We start from the raw sequence: 16,837 nt of genomic DNA, 5'->3' as shown, positions 1-16,837 counted from the left end.
TGAACGCCTCCCGAAGTCGTGAACATTTGCTGTCCGTTCTCGTGAACAGAGCCACTCGCCGGGCGGTATGTGAATTTAGCTCCTATTTTGGCAGCGTCACCGATTCTCCCAGGCAAGGAGCAGGACATGGCTGGCAAGCGCGACAAGATGAAGGGCAAAGCGAAGGAAGCGATGGGCAAAGCCACCGCCAACGACCGGCTGAAGGCCGAGGGCAAGATGGATCAGGCGGAGGGCAAGGCGAAGGACGCCATGGACGACGCCAAGCAGGCCATGCACGGCAAGCGCGACAAGCACTGAAGTCCGCACGGTGGAAGGTCCCGCCTCCGAGGAGGCGGGACCTTCCACCGTGCGGGAGAACGGGGGCTTGGTCCGCGAGGGCGGAGTCGGCGCCCAATGGTCGGGCTGTAGCGAGCCGGGCCGATACAGGGCCCTCCGGCAGCGTGCTCGATCGGCGGCGTCCCTCGTGGTCTCGGCGGTCGGCAGTGCATAGGGGGAGGGGGTGGTTCGGTGGGGGTGGGGCGCGGGCTCGTGTGGGGGTCGACGAGTGCGGTGGGCGGGCATGTGCCGGCCGCGCTGGTCGCCACCCTGAACTGGGAACTGGGTGCAAACCGGCGATCCCCACGACGCTGGCGCCTGCTGGACAAGGAAGCCGGGGCGCAGCGGGGCGGGTGGGCTCTGCCCAGATGAGTGCCATCCCAGACATGGGTGAGGTGCCCGGAGTCGGAGGCCGGGCCCCTCGGCACGCGCGCCTCGACCGGTGCGCGGTTGCCCGTTCGGGTGAGGTATCGAAGCCGGCCACAGGTCGGAGGCGTGCACCATTCCCCTCCGGTGGACCTGCGTGCGGGAGATGGCAGGATGCCGTCGTGGTCACCCCTCTGGGGCTTGGCGCGGTCGCTTCGCTCTCTAATCGAAGCGACCGCCCGCACCTCCCCGCGGGCGAGACCTGCCCCGTGCTGCTGCTCGCGCGGAACTGAGCACCTGCGAGGAGAACCTCCTTGCGGAGGCCGGACTCCCGGCTCCCGACGGGCAGCCGGTCAGCGCCCTGTGCTCGCCCGAAGTCCCGGTGCGCCTGGGCCACCCCCGTCCCGGCCCCCCCCAAAGCCACGTCCCGCCGACAAAGCAGACGGAGACCTGACTCCGGCCGGGCGTTTTCTTGCGGGGAGAGGCGCCTCCGGTCCGTCTTCATGACGGAAAGGTGAGTTCAGGTGTTTTCCGCGCATGTTCGCGCACCGCGATCCGGGCCAGCTTCGTCAGCATCATGCCGTTGCGGATCGCGACGAGGTAGTCCACGGGGAGTCCGTGCATTCTGGTGCCGGGGCCCCGGAGGGGGTGCCAGTCGAGGGTGAAGAAGGTGTGCTCGCCCCAGGGGATCAACGTCATGGCGATGCGCGCCGCGCCGAAGGGATCCGCCTTCGCTTCCAGTTCCAGCCGGTGTCGGGGCTCGCAGATGCGGACCACGCAGGTGTCGTCGAGGGTCACAGGGCCGGCGCCGACGCGAACCTTCAGCCGGGCGCCCACCTCAGGCCAGTGGGGGTCGGCGGCGAGGACCTGCCGAGTTCCTGTCACCCACTCCCCGTATCGGTGGCCGTCGGAAAGCAGGCGCCAGATCTCGGACGGCGAGCTCAGGATCAGACGGCGGTTCCTGGCCATGATCACGCTCCTGGAGGGCGGGCGGCACGGGAACGCCGTCGGCCGGTGGCGTCCCTGGGGGCGAGGACCCGGCCGCAGCGGGCTTCGCGGCTTGCGAAGCCCGGCGCGAGAGCGCGGTTCCTCCTCGGGCGAGGGGGCATGCGGCTTGCAGCGGGGCTCCCGCTGCAAGCCGCATGGTTGGGCTTCCAGCGTCAGGTCGACGCGGCACGTGCACCGTGCGAGGAAGGCCAGACGGGTGATGCGACTCCCGGGGACGGCGGCCGCGGCGACCTCCAGTGCCGTGGAGTTCCGGCCGCGGCCCTGAGCTGCGGGCGGCCGACCGGGCCACTTCACCGACGGCCTGTCCGCTTACCCGGCCTATCGAAAGAGTCCGATGGGGCGCGAGGCCGTCCCGCCGGCCGTTCTGGCCCTCGTGTGCCCGGGGCCGGGCGGACAGTGCGGACCGCCGGCCGCGTCGCCCGGACCGCCGGCGAGGATCAGCCGGTCGGCTCGTCGGTCAGGGTGAGGTTCGCCCCGGAGGACGGGTCGAAGACGTGCATCTTGACGGTGTCCACCCACAGTTCGGCCCGGCCGCCCTCCCGTACCTGCGTGGAGGCGTCGAGACGGGTGACGATCTGGTGCGCGCCCGCCCCGGTGTCGGTGGTCCCCGAGTCGGCCGCGAGCTCGGCGAGTTCGGAGGTGGCGGTGGGCTGCCACTCGTCCTCGGTGAAGTAGGCGTACACATCGGAACCCAGCGATTCGACCACGTCGATGTCCACGCTGAAGGTCGTGCCCGATCCGGCCCTGTCCGGGTCCACGAGGGCGGCGTCCTCGAAGGCCTCCGGACGCAGCCCCACGATCAGGTCCCTGGGGGCGCCGTGCCGCTCCAGGACGCGGCGCAGCCGGTCGTTGAGGTCGAGGTCGCCCACCGACGTGTGCAGCCGGCCGCCTTCGACGGTGGCGTGCAGGAAGTTCATGGCGGGGGAGCCGATGAACCCGGCGACGAAGAGGTTCTTCGGCTGCTCGTAGAGGTGTTGCGGGGTTCCGATCTGCTGCACGAGTCCGCCGCGCATCACCACCACCCGGTCGCCCAGGGTCATGGCTTCGGTCTGGTCGTGGGTGACGTAGACCGTGGTGCTGCCCAGGCGTTGTTGGAGGCGGGAGATCTGGGTGCGCATCTGGACACGGAGCTTGGCGTCCAGGTTGGAGAGCGGCTCGTCCATCAAGAACGCCTTCGGGTCGCGCACGATGGCCCGCCCCATGGCCACGCGCTGGCGCTGGCCTCCGGAGAGGTTGGCGGGTTTGCGCTCCAGGTGGTCCGTCAGGTCCAGGATGCGGGCGGCCTCTTCGACCTTCTGGCGGATGGTCGCCTTGTCCACCTTGGCCAGCCGGAGCGCGAAACCCATGTTGTCGCGCACGCTCATGTGCGGGTAGAGGGCGTAGCTCTGGAAGACCATGGCGATGTCACGGTCCTTCGGGGTCCTGTCGTTGACGACCTCTCCGTCGATCAGCAGGGTTCCCTCGGTGATGTCCTCCAGTCCCGCGATCATGTTGAGAGTGGTGGACTTACCGCAGCCGGAGGGACCGACGAGGATGACGAACTCGCCGTCCGCGACACGGAGGTCGACGTCCTTCACCGCCACCGCACCATCGGGGTAGCGCTTGGTGATGCCTTCGAGAACGATCTCTGCCACGGTCGGTCCTTCTTGTCCTGACGAACGGCTGCCGCCGGTCAGCCCTTGACGGCTCCGGAGGTGAGCCCGGCCACGATGCGCCGCTGGAAGAGCAGCACGAAGACGATGATGGGGATGGTGATCACCACGGCGGCGGCGGCGATCGAACCGGTGGGCTGGGCGAACTGACTGCTCCCGGTGAAGAACGCGATGGCCGCCGGCACGGTCCGGGCCGCCGAGGTCGAGGTCAGCGAGATCGCGAAGAGGAAGTCGTTCCAGCAGAAGATGAACACCAGGATCGCGGTGGTGAACACCCCCGGCGCCGCGAGCGGAGCGATCACCAGCCGGAACGCCTGCGCCGGGGTGGCCCCGTCCACCTTGGCCGCCTTCTCCAGGTCCCAGGGGATCTCCCGGAAGAAGGCCGACAGGGTGTAGATGGCGAGCGGCAGGGAGAAGGTCATGTACGGGATGATCAGCCCCGTCCACGTGTCGAAGATGCCGATGATCCGCTCGATGTTGAACAACGGCGAGACCAGCGAGATGGGCGGGAACATCGCGATCAGCAGCGACATCCCGATCAGCAGGCTCTTGCCGGGGAACCGGAGCCGGGCGACGGCGTAGGCCGCCATGGTGCCCAGCACGACCGCGATCACCGTGGAGATGAGGGCGATGCCGATGGAATTGATCAGCGCGCGGGTGAACTCGGAGGTCTGGAAGATCCCGCGGTAGTTCTCCCAGGTCCACTCGGTCGGGATGAAGCTGCCGTCGGTGAGGGTGCTGGGGGCCTTGAAGGACAGAGAGATGATCCAGCAGACCGGGAACAGGGCGTAGACGATCACGATGATGTTGACCAGGGCCCACCCCGTCATCCGTCGTCGTCCGGCGGCGGACATCAGCGTCCCCCTTCCTGAGAGCCGGGCGCGGCTGCCCCGAACAGTTTGATGAAGGCGAAGGCGATCAACGCCACGCACAGGAAGATGAGGACGGAGATGGCCGACCCGATGCCGAGGTTGAGCGCGGTGAACAGGTTGTCGTAGCCCAGGATGGACACCGAGCCGGTGTTGTGCGCGCCGGACGTGAGGATGTAGATGTTGTCGAAGATCCGGAAGGCGTCCAGGGTCCGGAAGAGCAGGGCGACCAGGATGGCCGGCTTCATCAGGGGGACGGTCACCAGGAAGAAGCGCTGCCAGGCTCCGGCGCCGTCCACCTGGGCCGCGCGCAGCGTCTCCTCCGGCACCAGGGCGAGGCCGGCGAGCAGCAGCAGGGCCATGAACGGGGTGGTCTTCCACACCTCGGCCAGGATGATCAGGCCGATGGCGGGCCACTGCTCGGTGAGGGGAGCGTCACCGGAGGGCAGGAGATCGGCCAGGTAGCCGGTTTCCGGGGTCCAGGCGTACTGCCAGGAGTAGGCGGCGACCACGGTGACGATGCCGTACGGGATCAGGATGGCGGTGCGAACCGTCCCGCGGCCGAAGATGGTGCGGTGCATGACCAGTGCCAGGGCGAACCCGAGGACGAGTTCCACGGCCACGGAGACCACGGTGATGAACACCGTCACCCACAGAGCCTGCCACCAGAACTCCGAGGACAGCACGGCGCCGTAGTTGCTGAAGCCGACGAAGTGCGCCTGCTGCGGGAAGCGCAGGTCGTAGCGCTGGAGCGAGAGGTAGATCGCGTAGAAGATGGGGTACGCGGTGACGGCGAGCATGACGATCACGGCCGGTGCGCACAGCAGCCAGCCCAACCGGCGCTCCTGCCGGGCCCCTTCGGACAGGGCACGGCCGTCCTTGGCTCCCGTCGCGTTCTCGGGGGCGGTCGGAGCCGACGGGGTCACGGGATCAGCCCCTTCGAGTTGAGGGCGTCCTCGATCTGGCCGCTGATCTTCTGCACGTCCGGTCTCGGCTCGATTCCGTTCGGCGGCGACAGGGTGTGCGAGATCGCGATGGACACGTTCTGGTAGGCGGGGGTCTTGGGCCGGATGCTGGCGTTCTCCAGGGCCGTCAGAACGGTGGAGGCGAAGGGGTAGTTCTTGACGAGAGCGGGATCCGAGTAGAGCGGGCGGAGCGTGGGCGGCAGGCCGCCCTCGAGCGCCGCGGTCAACTGGTTCTTCCGGTTGCGCAGGCACAGCGCCGCGTCGAAGGCGAACTCGGAGTGGCGGGTGTAGGCGCCGATGGCCAGGTCGATGCCACCGATGGTCGGTCTGGCGGGCCTGCCCTTGTCGACCGCGGGGTAGGGCGCCCAGCGGAACTGCTTGAACAGCTTGGGGTTGTTGGCCTTCATCGAGGGATACACGAAGGGGTAGTTGATCTCGAAGGCCGCGCTGCCGGACTCCATGGCCAGCCGGTTCTGGTCCTCCATCTGATTGGACAGCGACGGGTCGGCCGCAGCCGAGGTGGCCAGGGTCTTCATGATGGAGGCCGCGCGCACGGCGGGCGGGCCCAGCCTGGGAGCCGTGGCGGTCGCGTTGAGGATGGAGCCGCCGGCGCTCTCCACCAGCGAGTTGAACCAGACCGTGAGTCCCTCGTACTGCGCGCCCTGGATCTCCACGTAGTGGGGCTTGCCCTGCTTCGCCAGGCGGCCGGCCATCAGGAGCATCTCGGCCCAGGTCTCGGGCGGCGTGGGGACCAGATCCTTGCGGTACCAGAGCAGTTGGGTGTTCGTGTTGTACGGGACGGCGTACAGCCGGCCCTTCCAGGTTGCCGTCCGCAACGGGACCTCCAGGGTGTCCCGGGTGGCCGCGGCGCGGTTGCTCCCGGTCCACGGCAGGATCCACTTGGCTTCCGCGAACTCGGCGGGCCAGGTGACGTCCAGCCCGATGATGTCGACCGTGTCGTCCTTGGCGGCCAGCCGGCGCACCAACTGCTGGCGCTGCCCGTCCGCCGTGCGGGGCAGTTTGTTGTAACTGATCCGGTAGCGCCCACCGGACTGCTTGGAACAGGCGCTCGCCGCACTGGCCAGCGCACCGGAGTCGTCCGGGAAGTTGTACCAGTTGAGCGTCACCGTCCCGCCTCCGCCTCCGCCTCCGCAGCCGGCGAGCAGAGCTGCCGACAGCCACAGAGCGAGCAGAACCCGCAGCAGGCCGCGGATGCCGGACGAAGACGCCACCCCAACACTCCTTCCGGACCGGTGCGAGAAATGCCCGGACACGGCGAAAGAAGTCCGGACGGGCCACAGGCTAGGCCCGCCCCCGCCCCCGCTCCGCACGCCGCACCGGCCGGTCATCCGATCGGCCGCAGTCCGTCGGCTGAGCACGGGTGCGGGCACCGGGACCCGCCCCTGCAGCCCGGAAGGCTCGGATCCTCCGGCGCAAGGTACGCACTGACCTGTGCCGAAGCGGCGTCAAAACCGGGGAAACCCCACACCGCCTCCGCCGGTTACTTGTGACACGAGCGGCGGAAGTCGATGTCAACGTGCAGACCGGCAGCTTGTGCGAAGGGCTCCAGCGCGTGTGATGCGCCGGAGCCCTTCATGGGCAGCACGAGTCAGGTCAGTAGGCGATCGATCCCCGGGTGCTCCAGGCGAATTGCACTATGAATGCGGTGCCGTCCTTGACGTCGGTGGCTGCCAGACCCCAGGTACCGACCGTGATGTCGCGGTATGCGTTGCAGTAGGAGGCGCCGGTCGTGGGGTAGAAGCAGGTGCGCACGGGCACATAGTTGAACCCGCCGCCAGCTGCGATGCTCGGCTTGACGTTGATGTCGTTGCAGTTGGACGTGGCGTGGGCGAATCCGGATGCGGGCCACACGTACTCGTTCCCGTTGTCGACGGGACTGTAGCTCCTGGCGGTACCCAGGCAGGTTGCTGCGCTGGCTGGCGTGCTGGTCATGGCAATGAGCCCACCAGCCGCCAGAGCCGCGGCCGCCAGGGTTGCAATGATCCGACGTGCTGACATGCGCGTTCCCCTCTCGATTCGTCTCCGGCGCTCCCGTTCCCCGCCGACACTTCGCAGATCAGGCGGCATTATGTCGTGGACACGATCGATTGAGAAGAAATCCAGAGTCAGTCGCTGTCGACAGGTCGACTTTCGGAAGTCGGCGCGAGCGGGGGGCCTGGGGCTGGGCTCTGTCGCGAGTTCCGTGATCACTCTTCGTGTTGATCTTCACCGGTGGAGGAGGATGCGCTTGCGGAGGAGGTCGGGCTTGGCCCGGCCATACATCTGTCGTTTCAACATCTTGATGAGATTGACGTGACCTTCGACGGGGCCGGAGTTCCGGGTGGAGCCGGCCCCGGACGCCGGCTCTTGACCGGATCAGGAACCCGCGGTGGGCCGTCGACCTCGATACACCACGGTCTCAAGGACGCCTTCCAAGGCCGTGCCGGCGTCGTCCGTGATCACGACTCCAGGGGCGTCGAGCGCGATCCCGGCTGCACCCAACGCCTCTGCTCCGCCGTCCCACGTCCCGAGCGCCTTTCCGTGGGGGTATGCCTCGGTGAGCAGGAGCGGTACGCGCGCGTCGATGCCCATGGCCGCCACGATGTCGTCGTCCGGCAGGCGTTGCTGTCGGGGACCGGGACCGGCGACGGGCGGCCGGTCAGCGCTCCAGCAGCATCCGCTGAAGCTCCCTCGCCGCCCGCGGCGGGGCCACGTCGCTGCGGTGGGCCAGCGCGATCGTCCGGTGCAGACCGGGCCGGGCCAGCGGGGTGACGCGCAGTCCGCGCCCGGACCGGGCGGCGACCATACGGGGGACGACGGCCACCCCGAGACCCGCCCGGACGAAGCCCAGCACGGCGTCCATCTCGCCGCCCTCGACCGCGAAGTCGGGTTCGAAGCCCTCGGAGCGACAGGCGGCGACGGTCAGCTCGCGCAGGTCGTACCCGTGCCGGAACATCACCAGACGCTCGCTCTCCAGATCGGCGACGCGCACCGTGCGCCGGCCGCCGCCCCCGCCGGGCGCCGGGGCCTCCGGCGACGACACCACGACCAGGTCCTCCCGCAGCAGCTCCACCGTGGTCAGGGCGGGGGAGGGCGTGGGGAGCGGGAGGACGACCAGCGCGAGGTCGAGAGCGCCGCGTGCGAGTTGCCGTACGAGGTCGTGCGAGCCGCCCTCCTCGATCAGCAGGCGGATGCCCGGGTAGCGGTCGTGGAAGGCGCGCAGCACGTCGGGCAGCAGGCCGGTGCACACGCTCGGGGTCGCGCCGAGCCGCACCCGGCCGCTGCGCAGCTGGGCCAGCTCCTGGACCTCGTGCCGGGCCGTGTCCGCGTCGGCCAGAATGCGCCGGGCCAGCGGCAGCAACGCCTCGCCCGCGTCGGTCAGTGTGATGTTCCCGCGCGCCCGCAGGAACAGATCGGCCCCCAACTCCCGCTCCAGCGACTTGATCTGCTGCGACAGCGAGGGCTGCGCGACATGCACCAGGTCGGCGGCCCGGGTGAAATGACGGGTCTCCGCGACGGCGACGAAGTACTGGAGCTGCTGGAACTGCATCTCCCCACGATAGCCTGGGCCTATGGAATCAAGCCGGAGCATGTCTTGGACCGATCGGTTCCCCCGCGTCTAGCGTTCTGTCCCATGGCTCTGGCAACGCGGACGGACCGACGGTCGTCCATGGCGCGCACCGTGTGGGACAGCTCCGTCGGCAAGAAGACCGTGATGGCCGTCAGCGGCCTGATCATGCTGCTCTACCTGGTCGCCCACATGATCGGGAATCTCAAGATCTACTTCGGCGCGGGGGAGTTCGACCACTACGCCCACTGGCTGCGCACCGTCGGCGAACCCCTCATGCACTACGAGTGGACGCTGTGGCTCATCCGGGTCGTACTCGTCGTCGCCGTGGTCGCCCACGCCGTCTCCGCGTACCAGTTGAGCCGCCGCGACATCAGGGCGCGCCCCAGCAAGTACGTCCACCGCAAGCGGCGCCCGAGCTACGCCACCCGCACCATGCGCTGGGGCGGGATCATCCTCGGCCTGTTCATCGTCTGGCACCTCCTCGACCTGACCACCGGCACCGTCCACCCCGGCGGCTTCCAGGAGGGCCACCCGTACCAGAACGTCGTGGACACCTTCTCAACCTGGTACGGCAACGTCGTCTACATCGTCGCCATGCTCGCGCTCGGCCTGCACGTCCGGCACGGCTTCTGGAGCGCGGCCCAGACCCTCGGGGCCGGCAGCCGCACCCGCGACCGCGCCCTCAAGACCGTCGCCGACGTCCTCGCGCTGGCGCTCACGGCGGGATTCGTCTCCGTACCCGTCGGCGTCATGACCGGAGTAGTGAGCTGACATGACCGCATACACCGCCTACCGGACCGGCGAACCCGTCGTCGACGCCAAGGCTCCCGCCGGCCCCATCGCCGAACGCTGGGACACCCGCCGCTTCGAGGCCGGACTGGTCAACCCCGCCAACCGGCGCAAGCACACCGTGATCGTCGTCGGGACGGGTCTCGCGGGCGGCTCCGCCGGCGCCACGCTCGCCGAACAGGGCTACCGCGTCGTCCAGTTCTGCTTCCAGGACTCCCCGCGCCGCGCCCACTCGATCGCCGCGCAGGGCGGAATCAACGCCGCGAAGAACTACCGCAACGACGGCGACTCCGTCCACCGGCTGTTCTACGACACCGTCAAGGGCGGCGACTTCAGGGCGCGCGAGTCCAACGTCCGCCGCCTCGCGCAGATCTCGGTCGAGATCATCGACCAGTGCGTCGCCCAGGGCGTGCCCTTCGCGCGCGAGTACGGCGGTCTCCTCGACACCCGCTCCTTCGGCGGGGTCCAGGTGTCCCGCACCTTCTACGCCCGCGGCCAGACCGGTCAGCAACTCCTGCTCGGCGCCTACCAGGCACTGTCCCGGCAGGTCGCGGCCGGCAACATCGAGATGCACCCGCGCACCGAGATGCTCGACCTGATCGTCGTCGACGGCCGGGCCCGCGGCATCGTGGCCCGCGACCTGGTCACCGGCAGGATCGACACGTACTACGCGGACGCCGTCGTCCTCGCCAGCGGCGGGTACGGCAACGTCTTCTACCTCTCGACGAACGCCATGAACTCCAACGCCACCGCGATCTGGCGGGCCCACCGGCGCGGCGCGTACTTCGCCAACCCCTGCTTCACCCAGATCCACCCCACCTGCATCCCGCGCACCGGCGACCACCAGTCGAAGCTGACGCTGATGAGCGAGTCGCTGCGCAACGACGGCCGTATCTGGGTGCCGAAGGCGATCGGCGACACCCGCCCGCCCCACGAGATCCCCGAGGACGAGCGGGACTACTACCTGGAACGGATCTATCCGGCCTTCGGCAACCTCGTTCCCCGTGACATCGCCTCCCGCGCCGCCAAGAACGTCTGCGACGAGGGCAGGGGAGTGGGCCCCGGCGGCCAGGGCGTCTACCTGGACTTCGCCGACGCGGTCCGGCGCACCGGCAGGGCCGCGGTCGAGGAGAAGTACGGCAACCTCTTCGACATGTACGCCCGGATCACCGCCGAGGACCCGTACACCGCGCCCATGCGGATCTACCCGGCCGTGCACTACACGATGGGCGGACTGTGGGTCGACTACGACCTCCAGACCACCGTCCCCGGCCTGTTCGCCATCGGCGAGGCCAACTTCTCCGACCACGGCGCGAACCGGCTCGGCGCCTCCGCCCTCATGCAGGGACTCGCCGACGGCTACTTCGTGCTGCCGTCCACGATCAACGACTACCTCGCCCGCAACCCGCACCACGGCGAGATCACCGACGAACACCCCGCGGTGCGGGAGGTGCTGGCGGACACCGAGGACCGGCTGCGGCTGCTCCTCGCCGTCGACGGCGACCGCACCCCCGACTCCTTCCACCGCGAACTCGGCGAACTCATGTGGGAGTTCTGCGGAATGGCCCGCACCGAGAGCGGACTGCGCAAGGCCCTGGAACGCATCCCGCAGATCCGCGAGGAGTTCTGGCGGCGCATCAAGGTGCCCGGCGGCGGCGAGGAGTTCAACCAGTCGCTGGAGAAGGCCAACCGGATCGTCGACTACCTCGAACTCGCCGAGCTGATGTGCCTCGACGCGCTGCACCGAGCCGAGTCCTGCGGCGGCCACTTCCGCGAGGAGTCCCAGACCCCCGACGGCGAGGCGGCCCGCAGGGACGAGGAGTTCGCGTACGCGGCCGCCTGGGAGTTCACCGACACCGGTGCCGCGCCCGTCCTGCACAAGGAAGACCTCGTCTTCGAGTACGTCCACCCCACCCAGCGGAGCTACGCATGAGGCTCACCCTGCGCGTCTGGCGGCAGAAGAACGCCGCCGCCGACGGAGCGATGTCCACGTACGAGGTGGACGGCATCTCGGCCGACATGTCCTTCCTGGAGATGCTCGACACCCTCAACGAGGACCTCATCCTCCAGGGCGACGACCCCGTCGCCTTCGACCACGACTGCCGCGAGGGCATCTGCGGCGCGTGCAGCCTGGTCATCAACGGTGACGCGCACGGCCCCGAGCGCACCACCACCTGCCAGCTCCACATGCGCTCCTTCCGCGACGGCGACACCATCGACGTCGAGCCCTGGCGGGCCTCCGCCTTCCCGGTCGTGAAGGACCTCGTGGTCGACCGCTCCGCCTTCGACCGGATCATCCAGGCCGGCGGTTACATCACCGCCCCGACCGGGGCCGCGCCCGACGCGCACGCCACCCCCGTGCCCAAGCCCGACGCCGACCTCGCCTTCGAGCACGCGGAGTGCATCGGCTGCGGTGCCTGCGTGGCGGCCTGCCCGAACGGCGCCGCGATGCTGTTCACCTCGGCCAAGATCAACCACCTGAACGTCCTGCCGCAGGGCGCGCCCGAGCGGGAGACCCGGGTGCTCGACATGGTGGCCCAGATGGACGACGAGGGCTTCGGCGGCTGCACCCTCGCCGGGGAGTGCGCCACCGCCTGCCCGAAGGGCATCCCGCTCTTCTCCATCACGGGCATGAACAAGGAATGGCTGCGAGCCACCCGCAGGGCGGGCGGACGTTAGCCACGAAGTCGTTCGCCGTACGGTGCGAACGGGCGGGACCGGGTGTGGTGCTCTCACCCCGGTCCCGTCTCGCTCTCCGGGCCCGCCCCTGTCATTCAGCATCCTCACATCCGCCCTCCTGGCACTGGTCACGCGCACGCCAACCGGCGTCGGAAGAACAGGAGCGCGCAGACCGAACGGATCCGGCCTGCCTCCCCCGAGCTCTCGACTCCGTACGAGCGAGGGGGTGCCCCTCCGCCGAACCGGCCCGTGACCAGGAGAGTGCCATGACCGGCGTTTCCACCCTCGACAGCCCGACCCGGCCTGTCGCCCCCACCCGCTACACCGTCACCCTGGCTCGCGACGAGGCCGATGTCCGGGCCGCCCAGCGGCTGCGCCACGACGTCTTCGCCGGGGAGACGGGCGCCCTCCTGAACACCCCGGAGCCCGGCCTCGACATCGACGCCTTCGACGCGTACTGCGACCACCTGCTGGTCCGCGACACGGAGACCGGCCAGGTCGTCGGCACCTACCGGCTGCTGCCGCCCCAGCGCGCCGCGATCGCCGGACGGCTCTACTCGGAGAGCGAGTTCGACCTCGGGCCGCTGGCCGCGATCCGCCCCGGACTGGTCGAGGTCGGCCGCTCCTGCGTCCACCCCGATCACCGCGACGGCGCGGTCATCGGCCTGATCTGGGCCGGGATAGCCCGCTACATGGTCGACGGCTGCCACGAATGGCTCGCCGGCTGCTGCTCCATACCCCTCGCCGACGGCGGCACCCTCGCGGCGGGCACCTGGGACCGGGTGCGGGACAGGCACCTGGCCCCGGAGGAGTTCCGCGTCCGCCCGCTGCTGCCCTGGAGCGCGGAGGGCGTCGCCCGCCCCGAGCGCACCGAGCTGCCCCCGCTGCTGCGCGGCTACCTGCGTCTGGGCGCGTGGGTGTGCGGCGAGCCGGCGCACGACGGCGACTTCGGTGTCGCCGACATGTACGTGCTGCTGTCGATGAGCCGGGTCAACCCGCGCTACCTCCGGCACTTCCTCTCGCTCGTTCCCGCCCGATGAGCGCGCCCCGCACCGGAGCGCCGCGCCTCCCGGCCGTCCGCCGCCCCCGGCTCGGCGGAGGGCCGGGAGCGGCGGTGCTCCCCGGAGCCGTCCCCGCTCCGCGGCGTCCCGTCGCCGACCGCCCCGCCCCGCGGACCAGCGCCTGGCTGCCCACCGCGCCCTGCTCCCCGCGCGGCTGCGTCGACTCGGCGCGGCCCTGGACGGGCGTGCCGCGCGCCGTCCTGCGGCTGACCGCACTGCTGCTGGTGGTCCTCCTCGGGATCCTCCTGATCCCGTCGGTCCGGCGGCTGCGGGCGCCGTCGCGGGACCGGTGGATCCGCCGCTGGTGCCTGGCCGTCCTGCACGTCGCCGGGGTCCGCACCAAGATCACCGGAGCCGCCCGGCCGACCGGCGGGCTGCTGATCGTGGCCAACCACATCTCGTGGCTGGACATCCCGCTGCTCGCCGCCGTCCGTCCGGCTCGGATGGTCGCCAAGACGGAGGTGCGGGGCTGGCCCGTGGTGGGCGGGCTCGCGGCCCGCGGCGGCACCCTCTTCATCGACCGCGACCGGCTGCGGGCCCTGCCGGGCACCGTGGACCGGATCGCCGAGACCCTGCGCGGCGGCTCGGCGGTCGCCGCCTTCCCCGAGGGCAGTACGTGGTGCGGCCGCGCGCGCGGACACCACCGCCGGGCCGTCTTCCAGGCCGCCCTGGACGCCGGTGTGCCGGTCCAGCCGGTGCGGATCCGCTACCGGGGCGCGGACGGGGCGGCGAGCACCGCGCCCGCCTTCGTCGGCGACGACTCGTTGCCCGCCTCGCTGTGGCGGGTGGTGTCGGCCCGCGGGCTGGTCGCCGAGGTCGTCCTGCGCCCCGTCCTCGCACCCGACGGCCACCGGGACCGACGCGCCCTGGCGGCCGCGGCCCAGGGAGGGGAACACCACGCCGGTCCATGCTTCCCGGCGCATCCCTGAGGACGGGCCGGCCCGAACGTTCGCCCTACGGGTGAGCCTGCCGGCGGTGCCGGGCCGGCGGCCGTTGCCCATAGGGGGTCCCGGTACCGGACCGGGTCCGTCGCCCGGCGGGTTCCGGGAGCGGATCAGGACCCGTCACCCGCGCGGGTGACGGTGCCCGGCATGGGCGAGTTCGCGGGCGAGGTAGGGCGCCGTCCGGCCGGCCGACGCCGCCACCCGCGCGGGTGGACCGGCGGCCACGATCCGGCCGCCCTCCTCGCCGCCACCGGGCCCCAGGTCGATCACCCAGTCGGCGCCCGCCACGACCGTCATGTCGTGCTCCACCACCACGACGGTGTGACCGGCGTCCACGAGCCCGTGCAACTGCCGCATCAGCACCTCGACATCGGCCGGATGGAGCCCCGTCGTCGGCTCGTCGAGCAGATAGAAGGTGTGCCCCCGCCGCATCCGCTGCAACTCGCTCGCCAGCTTGATGCGCTGGGCCTCCCCGCCCGACAACTCCGTCGCGGGCTGGCCGAGTCGGAGATAGCCGAGGCCCACGTCGAGCAAGGTGCCGAGGCTGCGCTCGACCGCCGGGGTGTCCGACGCGGAGAAGAACCCTGCCGCCGCCTCGACCGTCAGGTCCAGGACCTGCGCGATGTTCCTTCCCCGGTACGTGACTTCGAGGGTCTCGCGGTTGTAGCGCGCGCCCGCGCAGTCCGGGCAGGGGGCGTAGGTGCTGGGCAGGAACAGCAGCTCCACACTGACGAAGCCCTCGCCCTGGCAGGTCTCGCAGCGCCCTCCGGCGACATTGAAGGAGAAGCGCCCCACGCCGTAGCCGCGCGCCCCGGCCTCCTCCGTCGAGGCGAACACCTTGCGCACGACGTCGAACAGCCCGATGTACGTGGCGAGGTTGGAGCGGGGCGTGCGGCCGATCGGTCGCTGGTCGACACTGATCAGCCGGCCGACGCCCGCCGACTGCTCCGTCAACTCGCCGATCAGCGTGGACTTCCCCGACCCGGAGACCCCGGTCACCGCGGTGAACACCCCGAGCGGGAACTCGGCGGTGACCCCGCGCAGATTGTGCCGGTGCACCGGGCCGACCCGCACCTGGCCACGGGGCGTGCGCGCCGGGCGCCGGGGGGCGGGGGAGCGGTCGAAGAGGAAGCGCGCCGTCGCGGACTCCGGCACGCCCTCCAGGGCCGCGACCGGGCCGCTGTGCAGCACGCGCCCGCCGTGCTCCCCGCCGTGCGGGCCCACGTCGACCAGCCAGTCCGCGCCGCGTACGACATCGAAGTGGTGCTCCACGACGAACACCGAGTTGCCCGCCGCCTTCAGCCGCTCCAGCACGGTGAGCAGCGCCTCGGTGTCCGCCGGGTGCAGTCCGGCGGACGGCTCGTCGAGGACGTACACCACACCGAAGAGCCCGGAGCGCAACTGCGTGGCCAGTCGCAGCCGTTGGAGTTCACCGGCCGAGAGGGTGGGGGTGGACCGGTCGAGACTCAGATAGCCGAGCCCGAGTTCGACGATGGGCGCGATACGGCCGGTGAGGTCCTCGGTCAGGACACGGGCGGTCTCGGAACCGCCCGTGAGGGACTTCGCGAGGCCGGCCAGGGGCAGCGCGGCCAGTTCGGCGATGGTGCGCCCCGCGAACGTGACCGCCAGCGCCTCGGGCCGCAGCCTGCTGCCGCCGCACGCCGGGCAGGGAGCGGCGGCGAGGAACCGCTCGGCCTTGGCCCGCAGCGTGGCGCTCTTCGTGTCCGAGAACGTCTTCAGGACATAACGCCGCGCGCTCATGTACGTCCCCTGGTAAGGGCGCTGGATGCGCTCGGCCTCGCGCACCGGATGCACCGTGACCACCGGCTGCTCGTCCGTGAACAGGATCCACTCCCGTTCCTTCGCGGGCAGCTCGCGCCAGGGCAGGTCCACGTCGTGCCCGAGCGTGTCGAGGATGTCCCGCAGGTTCTTGCCCTGCCAGGCCCCGGGCCAGGCGGCGATCGCGCCCTCACGGATCGACAGCGCCGGATCGGGGACGAGCAACTCCTCGGTCGTACGGTGCACTTGACCGAGGCCGTGGCACTCGGGGCACGCCCCGGCCGCCGTGTTCGGCGAGAACGCGTCCGAGTCGAGCCGCTCGGCTCCCGCCGGATACTCGCCCGCGCGGGAGAACAGCATCCGCAGCGAGTTGGACAGATGGGTGACCGTACCCACCGACGAGCGCGAGGTGGGCGCCGACCTCCGCTGCCGGAGCGACACGGCCGGTGGCAGCCCGGTGATCTCCCCGACCTTCGGCGCCCCCACCTGATGGATCAGCCGTCGCGCGTAAGGGGCGACCGACTCGAAGTACCGGCGCTGCGCCTCGGCGTAGATCGTCCCGAAGGCCAGCGAGGACTTCCCGGACCCCGACACCCCCGTGAACACCACGAGCACGTCCCGGGGGATGTCGACGTCCACACCCCGCAGATTGTGCTCCCGGGCCCCGCGGACGCGGATGTACGGGTCGTGGGGGCGGTCGTCGGGACCGGGCATCGGCGGGACTCCTGTGGGCGGCCCGGAGCCGCGGCACGGCGGCCGGGGACCGGGGCGTCGGCGGGACGCTGGGCAAACCCCACGATTCTAGGTCGGCGCCGGCTCCGCGACCGGGAGAGGCGCCG

Annotated in this window: 15 protein-coding genes; 6 read left to right on the top strand and 9 right to left on the bottom strand. The window is 70.6% G+C overall.

Features of this window, described 5'->3' with window-relative positions; genetic code table 11:
- Positions 1 to 126 precede the first annotated feature (126 nt).
- Positions 127 to 297 (top strand): CsbD family protein, encoded by a 171-nt coding sequence (locus tag ACFYW7_RS09380; protein WP_389499775.1) that lies wholly within the window; start codon positions 127 to 129, stop codon positions 295 to 297.
- Positions 298 to 1,182: 885 nt separating this feature from the next.
- Here ACFYW7_RS09380 and ACFYW7_RS09375 read toward each other — a convergent pair.
- The 8 genes from ACFYW7_RS09375 to ACFYW7_RS09340 form a co-directional block, all read right to left on the bottom strand.
- Complete coding sequence (locus ACFYW7_RS09375; RefSeq protein ID WP_389499773.1) at positions 1,183 to 1,650, bottom strand: SRPBCC family protein; 468 nt, start codon at positions 1,648 to 1,650, stop codon at positions 1,183 to 1,185.
- A 476-nt stretch (positions 1,651 to 2,126) separates the two neighbouring features.
- Positions 2,127 to 3,323 carry an ABC transporter ATP-binding protein gene (locus tag ACFYW7_RS09370; protein WP_389499771.1) on the bottom strand — a complete coding sequence of 399 codons (1,197 nt, stop codon included), beginning with the start codon at positions 3,321 to 3,323 and terminating at the stop codon, positions 2,127 to 2,129.
- Positions 3,324 to 3,361: 38 nt separating this feature from the next.
- Entirely contained in the window at positions 3,362 to 4,195 is an 834-nt protein-coding gene (locus ACFYW7_RS09365) for a carbohydrate ABC transporter permease (RefSeq protein WP_389499769.1), read from the bottom strand.
- On the bottom strand, positions 4,195 to 5,136 hold the full coding sequence (locus ACFYW7_RS09360) for a carbohydrate ABC transporter permease (protein WP_389499767.1): 942 nt from the start codon (positions 5,134 to 5,136) through the stop codon (positions 4,195 to 4,197). Before ACFYW7_RS09360 ends, ACFYW7_RS09365 begins: the two co-directional genes overlap by 1 nt.
- Positions 5,133 to 6,407 carry an ABC transporter substrate-binding protein gene (locus ACFYW7_RS09355; protein ID WP_389499765.1) on the bottom strand — a complete coding sequence of 425 codons (1,275 nt, stop codon included), beginning with the start codon at positions 6,405 to 6,407 and terminating at the stop codon, positions 5,133 to 5,135. Before ACFYW7_RS09355 ends, ACFYW7_RS09360 begins: the two co-directional genes overlap by 4 nt.
- Positions 6,408 to 6,789: 382 nt before the next feature.
- Positions 6,790 to 7,128: a hypothetical protein gene (locus tag ACFYW7_RS09350; protein WP_389499763.1), complete on the bottom strand. Its 339-nt coding sequence runs from the start codon at positions 7,126 to 7,128 to the stop codon at positions 6,790 to 6,792.
- Positions 7,129 to 7,551: 423 nt separating this feature from the next.
- A complete protein-coding gene (locus ACFYW7_RS09345) occupies positions 7,552 to 7,767 on the bottom strand; it encodes a hypothetical protein (RefSeq protein ID WP_389499761.1) in 216 nt (71 codons plus the stop codon).
- A gap of 67 nt (positions 7,768 to 7,834) precedes the next feature.
- The gene (locus ACFYW7_RS09340; protein WP_389499759.1) at positions 7,835 to 8,725 is read right to left on the bottom strand and encodes a LysR family transcriptional regulator; all 891 of its coding nucleotides are present in this window, start codon (positions 8,723 to 8,725) and stop codon (positions 7,835 to 7,837) included.
- A 120-nt stretch (positions 8,726 to 8,845) separates the two neighbouring features.
- Between ACFYW7_RS09340 and ACFYW7_RS09335 the strand changes: the two genes are divergently transcribed.
- The 5 genes from ACFYW7_RS09335 to ACFYW7_RS09315 all read left to right on the top strand — a co-directional run bounded on the left by ACFYW7_RS09335 (position 8,846) and on the right by ACFYW7_RS09315 (position 14,204).
- Entirely contained in the window at positions 8,846 to 9,517 is a 672-nt protein-coding gene (locus ACFYW7_RS09335) for a succinate dehydrogenase (protein WP_389500410.1), read from the top strand.
- Position 9,518: 1 nt separating this feature from the next.
- Complete coding sequence (locus tag ACFYW7_RS09330) at positions 9,519 to 11,468, top strand: fumarate reductase/succinate dehydrogenase flavoprotein subunit (RefSeq protein WP_389499757.1); 1,950 nt, start codon at positions 9,519 to 9,521, stop codon at positions 11,466 to 11,468.
- Complete coding sequence (locus tag ACFYW7_RS09325) at positions 11,465 to 12,214, top strand: succinate dehydrogenase/fumarate reductase iron-sulfur subunit (RefSeq protein WP_389499755.1); 750 nt, start codon at positions 11,465 to 11,467, stop codon at positions 12,212 to 12,214. Before ACFYW7_RS09330 ends, ACFYW7_RS09325 begins: the two co-directional genes overlap by 4 nt.
- Before the next feature lie 266 nt (positions 12,215 to 12,480).
- Positions 12,481 to 13,254: a GNAT family N-acetyltransferase gene (locus ACFYW7_RS09320; protein ID WP_389499753.1), complete on the top strand. Its 774-nt coding sequence runs from the start codon at positions 12,481 to 12,483 to the stop codon at positions 13,252 to 13,254.
- A complete protein-coding gene (locus ACFYW7_RS09315) occupies positions 13,251 to 14,204 on the top strand; it encodes a lysophospholipid acyltransferase family protein (protein WP_389499751.1) in 954 nt (317 codons plus the stop codon). The genes ACFYW7_RS09320 and ACFYW7_RS09315 overlap by 4 nt, the downstream gene beginning before the upstream one ends.
- 135 nt (positions 14,205 to 14,339) lie before the next feature.
- Here the strand turns inward: ACFYW7_RS09315 and ACFYW7_RS09310 are convergent, their stop codons facing one another.
- Complete coding sequence (locus ACFYW7_RS09310; RefSeq protein ID WP_389499749.1) at positions 14,340 to 16,712, bottom strand: ATP-binding cassette domain-containing protein; 2,373 nt, start codon at positions 16,710 to 16,712, stop codon at positions 14,340 to 14,342.
- Between the last annotated feature and the right edge of the window lie 125 nt (positions 16,713 to 16,837).

Origin of the sequence: Streptomyces sp. NPDC002580, assembly GCF_042889485.1 — a bacterium.
GTDB lineage: Bacteria > Actinomycetota > Actinomycetes > Streptomycetales > Streptomycetaceae > Streptomyces.
Note: the sequence above shows the minus strand (reverse complement) of the source record. Positions and strands in the feature narration are given on the sequence as shown.

Bases quoted from the DNA above. Each gene is read 5' to 3' on its own strand.
- ACFYW7_RS09320 (WP_389499753.1), top strand. From the start codon at position 12,481: ATGACCGGCGTTTCCACCCTCGACAGCCCGACCCGGCCTGTCGCCCCC.
- ACFYW7_RS09350 (WP_389499763.1), bottom strand. From the start codon at position 7,128: ATGACCAGCACGCCAGCCAGCGCAGCAACCTGCCTGGGTACCGCCAGG.
- ACFYW7_RS09330 (WP_389499757.1), top strand. From the start codon at position 9,519: ATGACCGCATACACCGCCTACCGGACCGGCGAACCCGTCGTCGACGCC.
- ACFYW7_RS09375 (WP_389499773.1), bottom strand. From the start codon at position 1,650: ATGGCCAGGAACCGCCGTCTGATCCTGAGCTCGCCGTCCGAGATCTGG.
- ACFYW7_RS09310 (WP_389499749.1), bottom strand. From the start codon at position 16,712: ATGCCCGGTCCCGACGACCGCCCCCACGACCCGTACATCCGCGTCCGC.
- ACFYW7_RS09345 (WP_389499761.1), bottom strand. From the start codon at position 7,767: ATGGGCATCGACGCGCGCGTACCGCTCCTGCTCACCGAGGCATACCCC.
- ACFYW7_RS09365 (WP_389499769.1), bottom strand. From the start codon at position 4,195: ATGTCCGCCGCCGGACGACGACGGATGACGGGGTGGGCCCTGGTCAAC.
- ACFYW7_RS09315 (WP_389499751.1), top strand. From the start codon at position 13,251: ATGAGCGCGCCCCGCACCGGAGCGCCGCGCCTCCCGGCCGTCCGCCGC.
- ACFYW7_RS09325 (WP_389499755.1), top strand. From the start codon at position 11,465: ATGAGGCTCACCCTGCGCGTCTGGCGGCAGAAGAACGCCGCCGCCGAC.
- ACFYW7_RS09380 (WP_389499775.1), top strand. From the start codon at position 127: ATGGCTGGCAAGCGCGACAAGATGAAGGGCAAAGCGAAGGAAGCGATG.
- ACFYW7_RS09340 (WP_389499759.1), bottom strand. From the start codon at position 8,725: ATGCAGTTCCAGCAGCTCCAGTACTTCGTCGCCGTCGCGGAGACCCGT.
- ACFYW7_RS09335 (WP_389500410.1), top strand. From the start codon at position 8,846: ATGGCGCGCACCGTGTGGGACAGCTCCGTCGGCAAGAAGACCGTGATG.